Origin of the sequence: Vibrio hangzhouensis (assembly GCF_900107935.1) — a bacterium.
Taxonomy (GTDB): domain Bacteria; phylum Pseudomonadota; class Gammaproteobacteria; order Enterobacterales; family Vibrionaceae; genus Vibrio; species Vibrio hangzhouensis.
The window spans coordinates 79,297-98,100 of sequence record NZ_FNVG01000004.1; the positions used below are offsets into that span (position 1 = coordinate 79,297).

An 18,804-nucleotide genomic window follows, 5' to 3' on the forward strand; every position below is an offset into this window, starting at 1 on the left:
CGTGTTTAAAACCGCCTGATCAGTGTAGAGACAAACTGGCGCTTCTTACTGCCGTATTGACCATATTCCATCGATAGGGCTCTGCTTAATAAGCCGCATAGCCCAATTGAGCTGACTACACCCTGTGCACCCTGTGCATGTAACGCATCGTTTATATTGGTAAAAAGCGAGCTGCGACAGAATCGGTCTAACTCTTGACTGCATAAGCAGAGGCAATAAACCCTTCCCGAGCTCCCTGAAAGACAGGAGTGCCATGAGCTGGAAGCAAGGCATCGTACTTTAATGAGGCTTTGTCGACTAGCTCCTGTGCATCAGGCTTTGCCATTTTCAGCCACCCCGGACCAAAATTAGTCGGGGCGATGAAGCCCATTCTGGGCATCATTAATCTGGCGAACCAGTTGAAATACTGATCCGGCGTGGCCCAATTCTGCATGCTGTCTCCGGAAATCATAATACCGGACTCTTTCTCTAGCAAAATTAACCCTTCCTTGGGCGTACTGGTCGAAAACTCATAATAAGATGCATCGCTGATAGGCAGTTCACCGCCGGCATGTAACACCTTGTCTGCCCTGTAGTACTCATCACTATTTTCGGTCGCAAAACCACGAACATATGGAGCATCCACTGACCATAAAGTCGCACCAAACGTCTCACGATAAAAAGGGTCATCCATACCATGAAAGGCAGCAAGTCGGATAATATGCTTCACTTTGCCCAATTGATCGAGCTCAGCCAGACCTTTGTCATTAAGACGCACAGAGTTGATCAACGACAGTTCATCGCCTTGCTTAACCACGTACATATTTCGGCTAAAAACCAAACTCAGCGGTCCCCACTTCGGATGGGGCGCCTTGAGGGCGACGCAACCCGTCACCATAAAGATATCATCCATGACTTGGTTTAGGGTGCCGTGAGGTGTTGCATTAGGATAGGTCATTCTGGCTCCAGGCTGCTCAACATTGTCATTGAGTATAGACAAACAGCGAGCTTTATTATGTTTTCATTCGATGAGCAAAAGGCTCACCTCACAAAAAGTGGAAAGTCCGAAAAATTACTCTATTGAAAATGTCCTGACCCTTGGTAGTGTGATGACTGTGGATTTTGCAAGCAGGTGTCAACCTACCTCTTAGATACGCCAACATTTCACCGACAGGAGGGCTTGCAAAAGCCGCACTATCTTTGACTGTAACTATAGATGCCAGAGATACTGGTAGGGGTACCAGCGGCTTTGGGTTTGGGAACAGATTGCTTTTTGCGATCTGTTCCCGAACAATTTCAGCCCTGACTCTGATTTACTCATTGACAGACGGCGAACAAAAAAAAGCCGCTTGATAAAGCGGCTTTTCGGAGGTTAGGCACTGAGTTTTTCTCGTTCCTTAATAACATTTTTTACCGGGTTCGCATAACCGTCAATCAGATATTGATGAGCATCTTGCGGCAACGCGTCCAGCTTCTCCTGCAGGGTCGCTTGGGTAGAAGAGGTGATAAACTCATCCTCCAGCCCCGCAGCCAGTTTGTTAATAGGAAACAGAGTATAATTCTCGTGGATTTGACGGTCGATCTCCTCGGCAAGTGCCTCTGGGGTGTCAAAGTCCTGGTCGATCACATCGCCAAAGACAACATGAACACTGTCTTTACGGCCAACGATGCCCTGAACGATACTCTCGATGTCCTCAAATTCACCTTTCTGATAATTGCCGTGGGTCGCCTTCTCGTACAACTCTTTCGCCTTTGCGATATCGCACGGATCATTCTCGTAAGCAATAGAAACCGGAACGATCTTCAGTGAACGAATGTACTCAGCAAACGGTACCTTCTGTTTGCGTCCCTCAACGTGGAACATTTTCAGAATGGCTGGATCGGTGAAGTCGTTACCATCTTTAGCTCTTCCCTCTTTTTGCGCGATCCAGATAGAGTTACCCGTGTCCAAAGAGTGCTTAATATAAGACGACAGCGTGCCCAGCGCTTTCATCATTTCACGTGGCCCTTTAAGCGAACGTTTCACGATAAAGCTTTTGTTCAGACGCATCAATTCTGTCGCACATGGCTTTTTCAGCAAGTTATCGCCAATAGCAATGCGCACAGTTCTGTGATTATTCTGATGTAAACCATAATTCACAAGCGCAGGGTCCATGGCGATGTCTCGATGGTTAGAGACAAAAAGATAGGAGGTATTCTTATCTAACTTATCCAGACCTTTGTACACCACACCTTTGGTCGTGACATCAAGTGTCTGTTCAAGGTATTTTTTTACTTCAAGCTGTATCGCTTCAACACTGTCCAATTTAGCCCATTTGAATTTCAGATACACTTTGACGATAGGACTCATCAGAGACTTGAACCAAGGGGCATGGTTAGAAAAGCGATGCTGCAAAATTGCATCGATAAACTCTGCATCATTGATTAATCGATCGATTGCTGCAGGAATCTCTTCGTCGTTGTATGGACGAATATCAATATAAGGGTCGTTTTGTATTGTCATGTTTGTTACATCAAATTAAAAGCTGCACTATTCTACGCGTAGACAATGAAGACCGCAGCTAACTTACCGTCATTTTTGTTAAGGTCAGACCACAGTTTAGTGTGGTTGTTCATTACCCAAGACATAAAAGTATGATCTTGGGTTGGCATTGCACCGAACTCAGGGTACTCTACGCGCAGTTTAACCAGCGAAGAACATCATGAATCACGCAATTGACTTCCAGTCCACCCGTTATCAACTGCTGACCATCACACCCCGAAAGAAAACACTGCACAATCAGTTGTTCAGAGTCGAAAGCGGGAAACTGCTGCTCAAGCTTGGGAAGAATGAATATGTCTACAATGCTGGCGACACATTCTGGCTGCCATTTGATTGTTTATCCAGCTTAACGGTATTGCCTGGTAGTGTACTGACCACCATCAAGTTTTCCGTTCGCCTTCACGATAACTTCCCATTTCAGGCTGGTAGCGTGTTGTTATCCCCTCTTGCAACGGCCATCTTGGACAGATTGCTAAGCAATGATAACAAGACGTATGAAAAAGAACTACTGCGGGTTCTTCGTCAGGATGCCGTTTCTTTTAGACCTAAGCTTAAACAGGATCAGGAGAGTTTACTGATCTCCCAGTGGACACCTCACTCTACTGCCATGACTGGCGAACTTGCACTGGTTCTCAGGCTCCGTGAGGCCAGAAAGCTCAAGTTATCAGGTGCCAGTACAGACGTAATTTGTGACAGACTGTTCGCGGGCGACATCAAACAGTTGCAACAACTGTCACTTAGCCTGCTCGGAGAGACCATGTAAAAAAGGGCGAGCCTGCGCTCACCCTTTTTTTAAACTCATCCTGACCGCTAGAAAGGTACTTCCACTTGCATCATCATGTCACCCTGATGATCTTGGTGCCAGCGATAGTCGAGACGTAAACGGGGCTCTTTGCCTTTTTCGCCAAAGCCAACACCCAAGTGTAGACCTTGCGCCATCAACCACTCTTGCATCGACATTTCGTCTTTGTGACGAGCAATTTCATCAGGAACCCAAAGACCAATACCCACATAACTTTTCTCGATGTTACCCGTGAGTAAAGGTTCGGATTCTTGGTTCAACAGCCACTCATCCCAATAAGAATCCTGTAGCGAACTGATAGGATCTTTTTGCTCGATGAGTCCACCTAATGTGACCACCTGATTACTGATATAGTTGATAGGCTTAGTGATTATTGAGCAAAACGACTCATCTTCCGTTGCTTTTAAAACAACAGATTTGTTCGATTCACTCTCACAGAATGCATATGTGAGAGGGCTAGTGACCACCACTATTAAAGCAAGACAACTCCATTTTGCTTTCATTTTTAGTTTTTTATCCTTTTTATGTACCCTGTCAATATAGCTTATGGGCGACCAAATGTTTAGCAACACTTAATGTCGTTAAGTGATCTACATTCAAACCTTGAGATAAACTGTAACGTATCGTAGTCGAGCGTACTTTCACCTTTTCTGGACACGCAAGAATAGACCAACGTTCTACTATTTCCTGAGCTTTATAGAATTTACTAAAACTAAAAAAGTTATCGGGGCCCAAAACAAAGGTCAGTTCGGCATCCGGATATTCGTTTTCAAGCGCTTCCAATACCGCGAAGGTGGTGACCGACTGCCCTGGCTGATGGAGCTGTTCTTCAATATTGGAGCGCTCTACGTTGCTCTGTCCAATATCATCAATAAACATGTCCACTAATTGACAACGAACACTATAGTCCAACATGCTTTTACCCCATGCATGAGAGATACTAGGAACTAATAGCACTTTGTCAAAATGATTAAGAGATTGAATAACGCTCTTATGGCCGAGGGTCGGCGGGTTAAAAGCGCTTCCAAATATCGCTATTTTTGTCATATGTATCTCAATAAATCGTCTCTTTGCATAGATTGACCCTAACTGTAACTTTTTTTCAGGGATTTTCGTAGGTATCATACGAGAAATTATTATTTGCTTGCAGGAAAAGGGATCCCACATGGAACAACTTATTCGAGACGAGATGCGTGTGCTTCCGTCTATTGACCCACAATTTGAGATTGAACGTCGTGTTGCTTTTATTAAAGCGAAATTGCAGCAGTCTGGCTGCAAGTCCATCGTTCTAGGAATTAGTGGTGGTGTGGACTCGACAACCTGTGGCCGACTTGCACAACTTGCTGTTGACGCACTGAACGAAGAAACAGCCTCCAACAGTTATCAGTTTATCGCTGTTCGTTTGCCTTATGGCGAACAGAAAGACGAAGATGAAGCCCAACTAGCCCTATCATTCATTAAACCGACACAGTCCGTTTCAGTAAACATTAAAGCAGGCGTTGACGGTCTGCACGCGGCGTCACACATCGCACTTGAAGGTTCAGGTTTGCTTCCCGAAGACAGCGCTAAGGTCGACTTTGTCAAAGGCAACGTAAAAGCTCGCGCTCGTATGGTCGCTCAATATGAGATCGCTGGTTATGTAGGTGGACTGGTTCTGGGAACCGACCACTCAGCTGAAAATATCACTGGCTTCTACACCAAGTTTGGTGATGGCGCCTGCGACCTTGCTCCGTTGTTTGGACTGAGTAAGCGTCAGGTTCGTGAAGTCGCTGCAACTCTGGGCGCACCAGAACTGCTCGTCAGAAAAACCCCCACTGCTGACCTTGAAGAATTGGCACCGCAAAAAGCAGACGAAGACGCACTCAACCTTACCTACGATCAAATCGATGATTTTCTCGAGGGCAAACCTGTGCCTCAAGAAGTCAGTGATCGTCTGGTTGCTATTTATAAAGCGACTCAACACAAACGTGAACCGATTCCAACGATTTACGACTAGAGTTGATCCCCCTCTTAAAGCCAGCATTTTTTTGCTGGCTTTTTTCTACCCTGTGATTTACCTCTCTGAAATCAGATCTTGCCACTGCTCAACTTTTAATCACACAAAACTTGTGCCATTGTTATATCAGCACTGGTGATCATCAGTGCCAATGACACCGATTTTCGGAGGTCTGGCACCCTCATCGCCCGTGCGCATACCCAAGCTAAAACTATTGTTCACCGATAAAAGGGGTTGCTATGTTAGGCGAAGATCACTCTCTTCTAAAGGAATTTCCAGAACATCAAGACACAATTCGAGCCCTCTCCGCGAGCGATCAGAGCTTTGCGGATGACACTAAGGATTATAATGCTCTGGATAAAGAAATTCGTGTGTTGGAACTCAATGGTTCCCCCATCGAAGATACTGAAATGCATCAGCTCAAGCATAATCGAGCAGTCCTCAAGGACTCCTTGCATCAACGTATAGTGAGTGCTTCTAAATAAGCGTGTAAATAAAAGTCGGTGCCAGCTGGACACTGGCACCCAAAACCTCTATTCGTCTTAACTGACAATATCCACATCCGTCTGAGGCACGGCACAACAAGCCAATACCTTACCCTCTGCTCGCTCGCTATCCTGAATTGCCGGTACATCAGGCTGATGCACTAAGCCCGATTCAACCGTCACCTTACAGGCACCACAGAAGCCAGCTCTGCAGCTATTCGCTATTGCGACACCAGCTTCTTCTGCCTGCTCAAGCAGTGTTTTTTGGTTATCCCCTTCAAAAGCATTGCCATCGATACTGATCTGTACCGCTTTGACCACTTGGTCAACAGTGCTCGCTACACCAAACGCTTCTTGATGATAATGATCTTCGGGTAGTCCCTTTTTTAGCATTAGGTTCTTGGCCTTTTGCATGAATCCATCCGGGCCACAAACAAATACCTGGCGTTGAGTCAGATCAGGGATCTTTTTCAGGTGAGAAAGACTAAACCGTCCTTTCAGCCCCAGCCAGTCATTAGCCGGCTGTGTTAGTGACAACATCACTTTTAGCCCATTATGTTGCGCTTCAAGCGATCTTAACTCGCTGGCAAATGGAATATCGTCGTCCGTTGAGCACTGATGATAAAACACCACATCGCGAACCTCATCTCTGTCCGATAAATCGCGAAGCATCGACATCATAGGCGTTACACCACTGCCTGCTGATAAAAGCAGTAAGGGCTGATGTTCACTGTTGCCGATATGAAACGTGCCCTCCGGCTTATCAGCCACCAAAATGTCTCCCAATTGAAACTGTTCAATCAGCCAGTTAGACACCTCACCGCCATCCACTCGTTTCACCGAAATCGCCAGACGTCCCGGACGACGTGGGCTTGAAGATAGCGTATACAGTCTCTTTACTGTTTTTCCGTCGATATTCAATTCAATAGGCAGATGCTGACCTGCTTTATAGTCTGGCAGAGTGCCTTTCTGTGGCTCTAGCCAAAACGTTACGAAATTGCGAGCAACCTGTTCTCTTTCAACACAGACAAGCTCCTGTTTATTCTCATCAAGATCCAGATAAAACTCTTTATCTTTGTACTCAAGCACGTGAACCACATCACCGGTGCGAATCATACCTTCATTCTTGGCCACAAGATTTTGACCAAAGAATACGCCACCGCGCTCATTGGCTCTGAATCGTGAGAAGGTAGTAAGAGGCTCTTTGCTGGCACGAAATGCGCCTTTTTCCACGTCTACCGTAGTTAAAATGCATCGCTCACAAGGTTTGACCGCTTCAAATTCAACATCGCCAATTTTTATGCGCTTCCAGGAATCTTCGATGAAAGGTTCCGTCGACTCCACCACCAGGTTGGTTCTGAACTGTTCCATAGAATGCGTCTCACTGCTTCTACGATTCAGTTCAGCTAAGGAACCCGAACTGATGATCAGTAACGGGTAACCGTCGGCGAAGCTTACATTGTGTCCTAGCTTTTCTCTCACCCGATGAGATTGCTCTCCCGTATAAAGCAACTCAACTCTCTGCCCAATCACCTCACTGAACCAATCGTCAGCCTCATCCGTGGTGGTGTACGCGGGAAAGTTGTCAGCCCAGACAGTGGCCGGTGTGGACTGCATTTTAAAGGTAGAATAGTCAAGCTTAAGAGGGACTTTTCCCGGATAGGTAAACACCACGCCCGTTGGCAATAAGCTAGACTTAACCTGAACCATATTGGGGAATTTGCGTGCTGTCACCATTGCACCATCCGCGAGCGCAACCATAAAACGGCGGTCAAAACTGAGGCCTTGTTTTTCAACCCAAGACGATGAAAGAGATATACCGCCCACGGATTTGGCCGGATAGATATGAATCTGAGAAAGCTGAGTAGAATCTGTCACAACTGCGCCCTTTTGTTGTTATTTCAGATGGCCGCGAGATCCGGGTATCTGAGTGTGATGATCTTTATCGCGCTACATATTAACGCCTTTTTTTCCCGAATTCAGCACGTTAATCAAGACCATCGTTGGGTGAAAGTGAGTCTAAGAAACAGATTAACCGAGAAACATAGTGAAATCTGGGTCGAATTCCTCTATCATCCTGTCGCCTAAGCGTAAGCGATTGCATTCACACTTTTCGCTACCGTTTAGGCTCCGTTTCAAGATGAATCTAACTTGGTGGGAGCCCAAATGACTACATTGACTATTACTCGTCCTGACGACTGGCACGTTCACCTTCGCGATGGCGAAGTTCTTAAAGATACCGTTCGTGACATCAGCCGCTACAATGGCCGCGCACTCATCATGCCAAACACCATCCCACCAGTCACCGACACCGAAATGGCGCTTGCCTACAAAGCGCGCATCATGGCAGAGAAACCCTCAGAGCAGTTTGAGCCACTCATGGCGCTGTACCTGACAGATAACACAACTCCTGACGAAATTCGCAAAGCGAAGGCTTCAGGTGCGGTCGTTGCAGCGAAGCTTTACCCTGCAGGTGCAACCACCAACTCTGACTCAGGTGTTACATCGGCAAAGAACATTTATCCAGTGCTAGAAGCCATGGAAGAAGTGGGGATGTTGTTACTTGTTCATGGCGAAGTGACCACACACGATGTAGATATATTCGACCGTGAAAAAGAGTTTCTGGACACGGTCCTTGCACCAATCGTGAATGATTTCCCAAATCTGAAAATCGTTCTGGAGCACATCACTACGGCGGACGCAGCCGAGTTTGTAAAAAAAGCCAACGACAATGTCGCTGCGACCATTACAGCACACCACCTGCTTTATAACCGAAACCACATGTTGGTTGGCGGCATTAAACCTCACTTCTATTGCCTGCCAATTCTTAAGCGCGGCACCCACCAGCAAGCGCTGATTGAAGCGGCGACAAGTGGTAGCAAGAAATTCTTCCTGGGCACCGACTCTGCACCACACGCAAAAGGCAAAAAAGAAGCGGCTTGTGGTTGTGCTGGTTCTTACACTGCACACGCTGCTGTTGAGCTCTATGCAGAAGTATTTGAACAAGAAGGCAAGCTGGAAAACCTAGAGGCTTTTGCAAGCCACAATGGTCCGGACTTCTACGGAGTACCTCGTAACACGGACACCATCACGCTAGAAAAAGCAGAATGGAATGTGCCTGAAACAATGCCATTTGGTAGTGATATCGTAGTGCCGATTCGTGGTGGCGAAACAGTAAGCTGGAAAGTGAAATAATCACACCATTTCATCGAATTGAAGGCTCTTAACTGAATTTTCAGTAAGAGCCTTTTTACTACCTGCCGTTAGCACGCAAGTCAACTCAGATATTGAGCAACAAATACACTGCAACGGGCAGTAATAAAATCTGAAGAAACACCATTTGTTTCATACTTGTGCTTTGCAATCGCACCAGAATCGGTGATAAAACAAAGTATTCACACAGTAAAAGCAAATGCGAACACCCATTGCCAGGGTGTGCAACCTATTGATTAAACGACTATGACAAAACAGACGACTATCGCTACACCGTGCCGGGCTGCGTGCAAGAATGACGGAGGAATATGCTCTGGCTGCCATCGTACAATGGATGAACTTGCCGAGTGGCGACAAATGGATGAAGACAAGCGCGCAAGCAAAATGGAGCAACTGACAGGCACTCTGTCCACTCATCGTTGCCCAAACTGTGGTGAGTCCGCTTTTTGTGATATATCGGCAGGTAAAGATACTTGCTGGTGCTTCGAGCTTGAAAAACGGGATACGTCTTCTTTGGATGAGACCACAGGCTGCCTCTGCCGAAAATGCCTTGCCGCACTGCCGGTCGAATAGAACCCACTCCCTAAACTGGGTACACATTTCTGACGTGCCGTTGTTGCGTTATTGTTAAATTCCAAATAGAGTAATTATGCTAACTCATAAGGACTCATATAATGGAACAACTATTGGAAGGCTTCCCTGTCGTTACTGAGATCCCTGTCGCTTGGGGAGAAATGGATGCACTAAACCATGTCAACAACGCAGTATATTTCCGCTATTTTGAAACAGCTCGTCTCGACTACTTCGGTCATATCAACTTAATGGAAGATATGGCCATTACGAAAATAGGCCCCGTTCTTGGTGATACTTATTGCCGCTACAAACTGCCTGTCACTTACCCCGATACCCTACTCGTTGGATCGCGAATTTCCGATATACAAACTGACCGATTTACCATGGAATACCAAATCGTCAGTAAGAAACTTGGGAAAGTAACAACAACAGGCACGGCCACTATTGTCATGTTCAATTTTGCTTCTAACCAAAAGGCTCAAATCCCACAGAAATTGCTTGATGCAATGGACAGCGCCTGTTTCGCCTAAGGACTGCCTTAGCTAAGCCTCTGGTATCCAGGGTGGCCATACTGTCACCCTCTCATATTTTGTCACAATCTTCACTTCCCCCTCGTTGCCTCCTGATTCTGGCAAGGCTATGCTTGCTGCACAATAACTCTCGAGAATGGAAACAATGCAAAACAGCTTTCAATACCCTATTGGCACTCCGGGACAAAAATGGACAGAAAAAGAAGTCGCACTTTGGCGACAATCCACCAGTGTAAAACGACTCTATAGTACTGATGTCCTTCCAAAGATCGATGCGCTCAGAGACGCCTTCGATGTGATTCAATACGGCGCATTGTCGTATGACCAAGAAAGATTCCCCCTGTTTGCAATCAAGACCAAATCCTGGAATGCGAATAAGCCAACCATTCTGGTCACAGGCGGGGTGCACGGCTACGAAACATCAGGCGTTCATGGCGCACTGCAGTTTGCTAATGAAAACGCCAATGACTACAGCGCTGAGTTCAATATCGTCATTGTCCCCTGCGTAAGTCCCTGGGGATACGAGACCATCAACCGCTGGAACCCAAACGCAGTCGATCCAAATCGCTCTTTCTATCAGGATTCTCCCGCAGAAGAATCAGCCAACTTAATGGCATTTGTTGCTTCTCTTGATACCAACATCTGGGCCCACATCGATTTGCACGAAACCACCGATAGTGACGAAAGCGAATTCAGACCAGCTCTGGCCGCGCGAGATGGTTTGGAATACATCGAAGACAACGTACCAGACGGTTTCTACCTGGTAGGAAACACAGAAAAGCCGGCTGAAGAATTTCAAAAAACAATCATCGGTTATGTCGAAAAAGTTACCCACATCGCCCCAGCAGATGACAACGGCAACATCATTGGCTCTCCTGTAGTTCAACATGGTGTCATTAATTACCCGCTCAAGAAGCTAAGCCTGTGTACCGGAATGACTGACTGCGAATACTCAACCACGACCGAAGTTTATCCGGATAGCCCGAAAGTCAGTGAGCAGGAATGTAACGATGCTCAAGTGGCTGCCGTTGTGGGGGCTCTGGATTACCTAAGAGCTAAAATGTAACGCTTTTTCTAGTGATCAACCCGAGCACTTGCTCGGGTTTTGTATTTTCACGCCAAAACCACCTCAATTTAATAAACTCCCACTCAAAAATCCGTCAAAATAATCAGTTACCCTTTGCTCAGGGAAAAAATAACGTTAGGCTATTTATCAGTCATGAATATAACAATGATAAATTCGACAAGGAATACACCGTCTTATGACCTATTGCCGTAAAATGCGTGTCATCGCCGCCCTATCTTGCTCATTAGCGGCTGCCGCCGTGCAAAGCGCAACACCTACCGCTGTAAAATCAAAAATCGATCGACAGGAAACCCCTGATCAAGTCAGAGAATCGATGGTATTGCCATATCTTTTCAGTACAGAAACGATGGGACTGAATGTCGGTGTGGGTGGCATGATCAAAGGGATTCACCAAGACCAGATGACCGTTGGTGGTACCGTATTTGGCGGAGAGACCAGCTACGCTGTTGCCGGCGGTGTATGGAACTATATGATTCCCGGTACAGAGCGCGTCTTTCTAAGTGCCTATGGCATGTTCGGGTATTATCCGAAGCAGCGCGCCTATACCACGGGCACCGAGTCCTACCCGCCAGGAGTCCCTTTCCCTGGCAGTAATGATTCTTCCAATCAGCAGTACTTTGAAGCTGACGGCGCGTCAAACTGGTTTGATATAAAAATGGAGTATGTGCTTCCTATCGGGGCGACTCGTGATGACGGTTCAGTGAACTATAAGATCAGAAATGGTCTACTTATTTCAGAACCGTCTGGCGGAAAAGAGTGGAACCCGTTTACCAGTGGTTCAACCATACTGGTAGCCCGTCAGTTTAATCGTTATCAGTCTTTTGAATTTAGTGATGGAACTCTGGACGGGTCGATTCATGCGATGGAATTTGGACTGTTGTATGACAACACCGACTTTGCACCCAACCCTTCTTATGGCAGCCGTCAGTATGTGGCAACCTCGCACGACTGGGGCTGGTTTGAATCAAAGAAACAATGGTCATTTCATGAGCTCGATATGAGCAAGTACTTCTCTTTGGGCAAATCAGACTGGGCATCACAACGTATTGTCGCCCTGAACTTCTGGACCGGTTTGTCACCAACTTGGGAAGTGACGACTGATGAAAACGGCTATCGAAGTGTCAGCGGAAATCCACCATACAATGAAGGCGCTACACTGGGCGGTTTCACCCGCATGCGTGGCTATGATAACAATCGATTCCACGACAAAGCGGTGATTTACGGGTCAGCCGAATACCGCTACACACTCGCCTACAACCCTCTCAAAAACGTGTCCTGGCTCGACTTTCTGAGAGTCGACTGGTTACAGTTAGTTGGTTTTGTGGAAGTTGGACGAGTAGGTGCTGCTTACACCGCAAATGAACTGCTGACAGATTTGAAGTACGATGCTGGTGGTTCAGTGAGGGCACTAATGGCTGGATTGGTGGTGCGTGCCGATATCGCCAAGTCGCCCGAAAGTACCAACTTCTGGATCATGGTCGACCATCCATTTTAATTCCGAGTGCCGATAGCCAGAATTAGAGCTGGCTATCTCTTCAGTTGTTTGAATAATTAGTTTTGCTTTATGGCAAGTTAGAGCGCAGAAAATGAACTGAGCTCCTTAACTTTAATTATCTATTATTGGAAGCGGCGATTTAGAATAGTTAAAAACTCTGATATTTTCGCAAAAGTCGCGCCAGAACGAAAATAATCGATAAGAGATGAATTCAAAAGCAAAAAGCCGCTGCAGTTGCTCTGCAGCGGCTTTTTTTTTATTCAAGTAAAGCTACCTTAAATCAAACTTCGCCATCATGTTTTACTTTACCGCGACGCTTTTCAAGCTCTTTACGCACATAGTGCGCACGTTCTTCGGTAAAGTTATAGTGATACATAACCCAGATAGCAAGCAGTGCCGTTACCACAGGGACAACAATATCAGCCATACGCATCAGGTTAATTATCTCTGCCGCTTCCGGCATATTTAACAGCGCTTCGCCCGCCTGCAGAGAGTTTCGGATCTCTTCCAGTCTTCCGTAGCCAATACCACTCAACACCCAGCCAGACATTAGCATTGCAATTGCGGTACCCAGCTTAACAAACCACCAGTAAACTGCGCCAAATATACCTTCGCGTCGCTCGCCGGTCTTGAGTTCATCCAAGTCACAAACATCCGCTGTCATTGACATCATAATAGTGAACAGACCACCAATACCGAAGGTCATCAACGGCAGCGAAATAAACATCATCCAGTGTGTGTCTTCGTTAAGCGCTTGTTCAAAGGCCCACCATCTTAAAATGTAACCGACAATAGAAATAAGTGTTGCGATGATAAATGCATTCTTTTTATCCATTTTCTGAGACATCTTGGTGACCGCTGGAATAACCAGCAGGCACGTGCATAGTGAACTGACGGTACCGAACCACGCAGGCCATGTACCAGAAGCACCCTGATCGCCATTAAATACATAGAATACGATAATGAAGAACGAGAACTGTGCAACTGTCTGAAAGCCGTTAAAAACAAGGAAAGTCGCGCTGCAAAGCTGTACGAAAGGAATACATTTGAATGTTTGCCATATCCCTTTAAAGAAGTTGACCATAATAGAGCCAAGCGAAGCAAAGGAGACTTTTTCAGCTGCCTGTTCAAGCAGCACACGCTCTTTACAGAAGATAGCAGGAATAATACCGAAAACGAGACAGATAAAGCCTACCCAGATAGCTAAGTCGCGGCAGCCGACTGCCGCTGATTCGTACAGACTAGGATCATAAATAATGACCCAGAACCATGGCGCAATCATCCATGCCAGCTGACCGATCCACTGCGATACCGCCATAATACGGGTACGTTCGTGGAAGTCCGGACTCATCTCATAACCAAGAGCAACAAGGGGCGTTGCAAAAATCGTATAACCGAGATAGAACAGCAGAGAGAGCATAAGGAAATAAACGAAATTATAGGTTTCACCATTTTCCGGATAGATTTGCCACATCAGCATAAATGCGGCACCGGTGATTATTGCACCGATGAAGATATACGGACGGCGACGCCCCCAGCGAGTTCTTGAATTGTCGGAAATATAACCCATTAGCGGATCGGTAATTGCGTCAAATACCCGAGGTAGTGCTCCTAATATACCGACCAGAAATGGATCCATACCCAGTCCCATAACCAGTACGATCATAAATACACCCAGCGCAGCTGCAAACAGCTGATTGGCAAGCGAGCCGATACCGAACGCTATTTTCTGTATCATTGGGACTACATCTTCGGAAGCAGTTCCGTATTGCTTTATTTCATCGATAGTTGCGGCAGATTGCCTAACTTCACTCATTAAATTTCCTTTTTAATACTTCAATATTGAGCCACTTGAGTTTAGACAGGCTCAAAATATTACTTAATTTACTAGCAGGACCCGTAAAATTGACGAACAGTAACGACCACCGTTGCAGGCGGTGGTCGAAATACTAAGATGATGGGTCAAGTAGTTACTTTGGATTGTTCTAAATAGTTGCTTTATTTTAGGTTTACCTGAAGCTCAGAAACCTTACCATCTCTTAATGCAACAGCATTCTCACCTTTAACCTCTGATAGAACTTTGCTTTCGCCATTGGTAAAAGTAAGTACATACTCTTCAACATCAAACTTATCAAAGGTATTGACTCGAGCGCGGTTCACATAGGTCACCAGAGTCGTTCCCATAAACTTAAATGACACTTCACTGTTTTCGTCAAAGAATTCAGCCGGTAGTGCTGGTGTCAGGTTCAGTGTGAGCTCACCATTCTTCATAATGAATGGATTATTACCAAACATCATAAGTGTCCACATATGCAGCATTTCTACTGTTGAACCAGACAAGCGAGCAACAAATCCTTGTCCATGAACCATAGGATCCGGGTTACATGTTGGGGCAATAAATGAAGAGTTCTCCAGAATACTTCTGCCGTAGACATTTGGATCCATAAAGCAAACCAGGTTTGTCTTTATTTCCTGATAAAATTCGCCGTACATGCCGGATTTCAGCAATCCAAGTAAGTACTTATAATTCATGTGCAAGAAGTTTGACTCGCGCTCCAGCCAGCCTTTAGTAAATGCACGGGCACGACCGATCTCTAAGCTCATTTCATTCAGGCATTCACTGGTTTTAAATTGCCCAAGCTCTTTGTCATAGATTTCGGTTTCTTTAATTTTGTTGTACGAATCTAAGTTGGCCGCCATATCACCTGAAGTTTTTAGTAATCTTGCCGGTGCTTCTAAGAACCGTGGCAATACGTGCAGTTTAAATTCGTTAACCCTGGCGAGTGGTAGTCCGTAATGGCCAATCTTTGCTTGTCCGTTTTCTAAGATCGCCTCATGCTTAGTGGCTTCATAGTATAAGAATGTTGGCACAATTCCGCCGGACAGAGTCTTGGCTTTCTCTAATCCACGTTCCAATTTGGCAATCATTTTGTCGAGCAAAGAAATCAGGTCGGTCGCATTTACCCTCTCATCATTTGATTCAACCGTAAATCTGACCGTTTGCCTGTAATTTTCTCTCAGCGTTGCAATCTGATCCCAGTATTCAAACCCTTGTGCGCCTGAATCTAGCACGGAATTTACGCCGTCTACGTACGAGGTAAACTCCTTTGGCAACAACAGCGAGCCTTCGCTCACGATGGATTCTTTCAGGAACTGGGTTAGTCTCAATAGTTCAACGGTTTCAGATACGCCTGAACCAAAGATCCCGGGTAATCCATTCATCGCATCGTTCCATCCGGGCTTGTCGGATTCCATTTCGATACCGATGCCTTCGGGGTCTAATGTGGCAAACTTATTGAAGGCCAGCGTAAATAGCTTGGTAAATAGGTTTGTCTTGATGATATTTCCAGCGGTATCAACAGCCCAGTTTGACCCGTCGACATCCATATTTAGTCTGCTGACTTTTTCATCATCATTATGAAGAAGAGAGCCGTAACGTCTGATCTTGCCATCTTTTGTAATGACGGTTTTTTCATCCCTAGGCACAACCGTAACTGGTGATGAGTAATACTTATAGTCATGGTTATCAAACAGGAACTCTTTCTTGGTATCCGGGTTAATCGCCAGGTAAGACTCAACCAGATCTAAGATATATGTCCAGTGATCGACCCAGAATCCTTCACCGAATGAAGCTTCGATGTTCTGGTTGGCATGTTGCAGAATATCAGCCAGTAACGTCATATCATCTTTGTCTGACGTTATGCCTTCATTCGCCATAGTGTTGATGATAAGACCTGGGGTAAATTTAGAAGAAAGCGCTTTCTCCATTAGGTCATTTTTATTGTTGAAGTTCTCGCTCACCAGTGCTTTCAGGTCGGTGTCTGCATTTAGCTCAAATGTTGAGCCATTGACACCTAACGGGTTATACCCATCTAACTGGATTAACGATGCAAATAGCAATACGTTAAAATCACCAATCTTTGGATTAAACAGTGAATCAACGCGTCTGTTTTGGCAGACATCGCGGAAGTTGCCGTTCCCCTGAGAGAAATATTCCGGAGCCACATTGAAGAAATTGTAGTCTCGCTCCAGATCGCCATGTTTTCTTGAAAAAATGTGGTACACATGGTTTTTGTTATCGGTTTCAAATACTAACGGGTAACCACCACGCAGAATATTGTCCAGATAATTTTGTTTAATGTATTCATCAAACAGTGGATTTGATGTTTTACATTCAACATCTTTCACCAGCTCACTAATGACGTCTTCTGATTCTGCTTCTTTTGCATCAAAGTATTCGTCAGATACCATGGCAGCGACTTTAGAGTTCAACAAATCAACGTTTTGAGCGTGACCGATAATGGTTCTCAAGGTAAATGTTTCATTGGCAGATAATTCAACTTCTACAGGTGAGAATCCGACAGGAATCTTGTTCGCTGTGATCTGTTGTTTGCTGTACAGATCTTTAATTGATTTTTCAGAAAAAGAGACGGGATTGGTCATTGAGGTGTCATGGCCAAAAATCAAAGTACCATCAACAATTGGCTTGACGAGTTTCTGGTTTGCAAACGACAGATAGAAGTTGCCTTTATCAACGGTTCCAACTTCTGCGCTATCTGAGGTTGTTGATGTCATCTTGAAAAACGGAACATCGTTATCCATATTGAAGACATCCATCCAACTTCTCAATAAGTTGGACATCTCTTTAAATGTAGCGTTTGACGTGCCATACGGTAAGATCTGAGAAATGCCATCAAGCATCTCAAAGCTGCGCGGTTTGCCTGATAAGTCAGTCACCTCAACCTTTCGCATGATAGCGGCTAAGTTATCATTCGGGAGACCGAAATAAGTAACCTTAACAAAGAGCCCAAGGTCTCGGTTTTCTTCTGTTATTTTAAACTGCCCACGTTTAATGTGCATTTTTCTGTTGATGCTCTTTGTTCTTGCGGGACCGAAGAACTCGTAGACGTCACCATCCAGTTTGACAAAGGTTCTGAAACCAACCCGGCTTACATTTTGATAAGCGGTTACTGCTGGCGAGAACTCCAGGATTGGGCTGTCTTTATTCTCAACACCAAAAGAGCATAAGCCTTGTCCCCGGTTTACATAAAACGCCCATAGTGGAACACCTTTCTTACCGGCTAATCCAGGCAAAAACGATGAGAATGTTTTCTTTAAGTCATAATTATTGATTACGAATTCGTCATTTTCTAAGTAATATTCTCTGTCCATAGTAAACCTGTTGTCTATTTGTAACTGTTCCGTCATCTGTTTCGTCATCTGTGCCTTGTTAGCCATATTTCATATAGTTCAAAGATAAAGTGACTCATTTTCAATAAGGTATTGTTTATAAAGTCACCTGTCCCAGCCAGATGAAAGTGATTGCGCACGCAGAAAGAAAGCGCTTTCTTTTTTTGAGTGCGCAAAGATACACTCAATCCCTGAATCAAGTCTACAAAAAAATGAAAAAGCAAGACAAAAGTGTGTTCTGAAATTCCTTTATGACAAAAAAGCATAAGATACAGAATCTTATGATGCTCAGCTGCTAGAGAGTGTCATTGATTACCATTCAGCAAACGAATATATACCCACCCGAAGTATCGATAGGTAACTAAAGTGCTTATGAGGCATGTTGAGTAATGATAGGAAATGGACAAAACCTATCAAAAAAGGCACCTCATGAAGTTGTGCTGTTCTGCTTTTGGATACAAAGAGTTCTTGATAGCTTGAATATGCAGGACAGATATGGCTTTGTTGCCTAATTCATTTAGAAAACAAAACCGCCTCGTTCGAGTTTTATGCAATATATTGAGTTTCAGGCATACCAAGCCCGTAAGTTTGTTTAGCGCTTTAATCATGACGTAAGTTTCACCAACCTGAGTATTGTTATCTCTCAGGTTTTATGTGGAGTAGAGCTAGCAACAACAGCTAGCTATGCATTGGACAGAAACAGTCTAGTTTCCATTATTTTAACCCTTCCCAGAATGCCGTCATCCTCACGCAAGTGAGGATCTCCTAAAGCGCGTAGCTAATTGAAAAATAATGACTACGTCGCGTAAATCACGTTCGCAGCACGCTGTATGAGATTCACTTTTTCAAGGAGATAACGTTGTGTTTTTGAGGCTTATATTGGGCGCCTAGTGACACGCTTTGGACCACTTT

General features: G+C 45.1%; 15 protein-coding genes and 1 pseudogene. 8 read left to right on the forward strand and 8 right to left on the reverse strand.

What is annotated here, in order from left to right; translation table 11 throughout:
• Positions 1–187: 187 nt before the first annotated feature.
• Together C4S60_RS05610 and C4S60_RS05615 are read right to left on the reverse strand one after the other, a co-directional pair.
• Positions 188–937, reverse strand: coding sequence for a hypothetical protein (locus tag C4S60_RS05610; protein WP_103879360.1), 750 nt, complete (start codon positions 935–937; stop codon positions 188–190).
• Positions 938–1,351: 414 nt separating this feature from the next.
• Positions 1,352–2,482 (reverse strand): 1-acyl-sn-glycerol-3-phosphate acyltransferase, encoded by a 1,131-nt coding sequence (locus C4S60_RS05615; RefSeq protein WP_103879361.1) that lies wholly within the window; start codon positions 2,480–2,482, stop codon positions 1,352–1,354.
• A gap of 199 nt (positions 2,483–2,681) precedes the next feature.
• Between C4S60_RS05615 and C4S60_RS05620 the strand changes: the two genes are divergently transcribed.
• Positions 2,682–3,284, forward strand: coding sequence for an AraC family transcriptional regulator (locus tag C4S60_RS05620; protein WP_103879362.1), 603 nt, complete (start codon positions 2,682–2,684; stop codon positions 3,282–3,284).
• A 47-nt stretch (positions 3,285–3,331) separates the two neighbouring features.
• Here C4S60_RS05620 and C4S60_RS05625 read toward each other — a convergent pair whose 3' ends face one another.
• Both C4S60_RS05625 and C4S60_RS05630 read right to left on the reverse strand, forming a co-directional pair.
• The gene (locus C4S60_RS05625; protein ID WP_103879363.1) at positions 3,332–3,826 is read right to left on the reverse strand and encodes a hypothetical protein; all 495 of its coding nucleotides are present in this window, start codon (positions 3,824–3,826) and stop codon (positions 3,332–3,334) included.
• A 31-nt stretch (positions 3,827–3,857) separates the two neighbouring features.
• Positions 3,858–4,370, reverse strand: a complete 513-nt coding sequence (locus C4S60_RS05630) for a nicotinate-nicotinamide nucleotide adenylyltransferase (RefSeq protein WP_103879509.1) — start codon at positions 4,368–4,370, stop codon at positions 3,858–3,860.
• Positions 4,371–4,488: 118 nt separating this feature from the next.
• Between C4S60_RS05630 and nadE the strand changes: the two genes are divergently transcribed.
• Entirely contained in the window at positions 4,489–5,319 is an 831-nt protein-coding gene (nadE, locus tag C4S60_RS05635) for an ammonia-dependent NAD(+) synthetase (protein WP_103879364.1), read from the forward strand.
• 239 nt (positions 5,320–5,558) lie between these two features.
• Positions 5,559–5,804 carry an HP1242/YdcH family protein gene (locus C4S60_RS05640; RefSeq protein WP_103879365.1) on the forward strand — a complete coding sequence of 82 codons (246 nt, stop codon included), beginning with the start codon at positions 5,559–5,561 and terminating at the stop codon, positions 5,802–5,804.
• Between the two features lie 57 nt (positions 5,805–5,861).
• Here the strand turns inward: C4S60_RS05640 and C4S60_RS05645 are convergent, their stop codons facing one another.
• Positions 5,862–7,682, reverse strand: coding sequence for a hybrid-cluster NAD(P)-dependent oxidoreductase (locus C4S60_RS05645; protein ID WP_103879366.1), 1,821 nt, complete (start codon positions 7,680–7,682; stop codon positions 5,862–5,864).
• A gap of 288 nt (positions 7,683–7,970) precedes the next feature.
• On the opposite strand from C4S60_RS05645, the gene pyrC reads away from it, so the two are divergent.
• The 5 genes from pyrC (at position 7,971) to C4S60_RS05670 (ending at position 12,702) form a co-directional block, all read left to right on the forward strand.
• Positions 7,971–8,999 carry a dihydroorotase gene (gene pyrC / locus C4S60_RS05650; RefSeq protein ID WP_103879367.1) on the forward strand — a complete coding sequence of 343 codons (1,029 nt, stop codon included), beginning with the start codon at positions 7,971–7,973 and terminating at the stop codon, positions 8,997–8,999.
• Between the two features lie 282 nt (positions 9,000–9,281).
• A complete protein-coding gene (locus C4S60_RS05655; protein WP_103879510.1) occupies positions 9,282–9,590 on the forward strand; it encodes a cysteine-rich CWC family protein in 309 nt (102 codons plus the stop codon).
• 101 nt (positions 9,591–9,691) lie between these two features.
• Entirely contained in the window at positions 9,692–10,120 is a 429-nt protein-coding gene (locus C4S60_RS05660) for an acyl-CoA thioesterase (RefSeq protein WP_103879368.1), read from the forward strand.
• Positions 10,121–10,265: 145 nt separating this feature from the next.
• Complete coding sequence (locus tag C4S60_RS05665) at positions 10,266–11,186, forward strand: M14 family metallopeptidase (protein WP_103879369.1); 921 nt, start codon at positions 10,266–10,268, stop codon at positions 11,184–11,186.
• A 196-nt stretch (positions 11,187–11,382) separates the two neighbouring features.
• Entirely contained in the window at positions 11,383–12,702 is a 1,320-nt protein-coding gene (locus tag C4S60_RS05670; RefSeq protein WP_146060849.1) for a BamA/TamA family outer membrane protein, read from the forward strand.
• Positions 12,703–12,982: 280 nt separating this feature from the next.
• Here C4S60_RS05670 and C4S60_RS05675 read toward each other — a convergent pair whose 3' ends face one another.
• The 3 genes and pseudogenes from C4S60_RS05675 to C4S60_RS05685 form a co-directional block, all read right to left on the reverse strand.
• Positions 12,983–14,518 carry an MFS transporter gene (locus C4S60_RS05675; protein ID WP_103879370.1) on the reverse strand — a complete coding sequence of 512 codons (1,536 nt, stop codon included), beginning with the start codon at positions 14,516–14,518 and terminating at the stop codon, positions 12,983–12,985.
• A gap of 182 nt (positions 14,519–14,700) precedes the next feature.
• Positions 14,701–17,874 (reverse strand): cellobiose phosphorylase, encoded by a 3,174-nt coding sequence (locus tag C4S60_RS05680; RefSeq protein ID WP_103879512.1) that lies wholly within the window; start codon positions 17,872–17,874, stop codon positions 14,701–14,703.
• A gap of 564 nt (positions 17,875–18,438) precedes the next feature.
• Positions 18,439–18,542 (reverse strand): annotated as a pseudogene (locus tag C4S60_RS05685) (IS5/IS1182 family transposase); the annotation flags it as partial.
• Positions 18,543–18,804 lie beyond the last annotated feature (262 nt).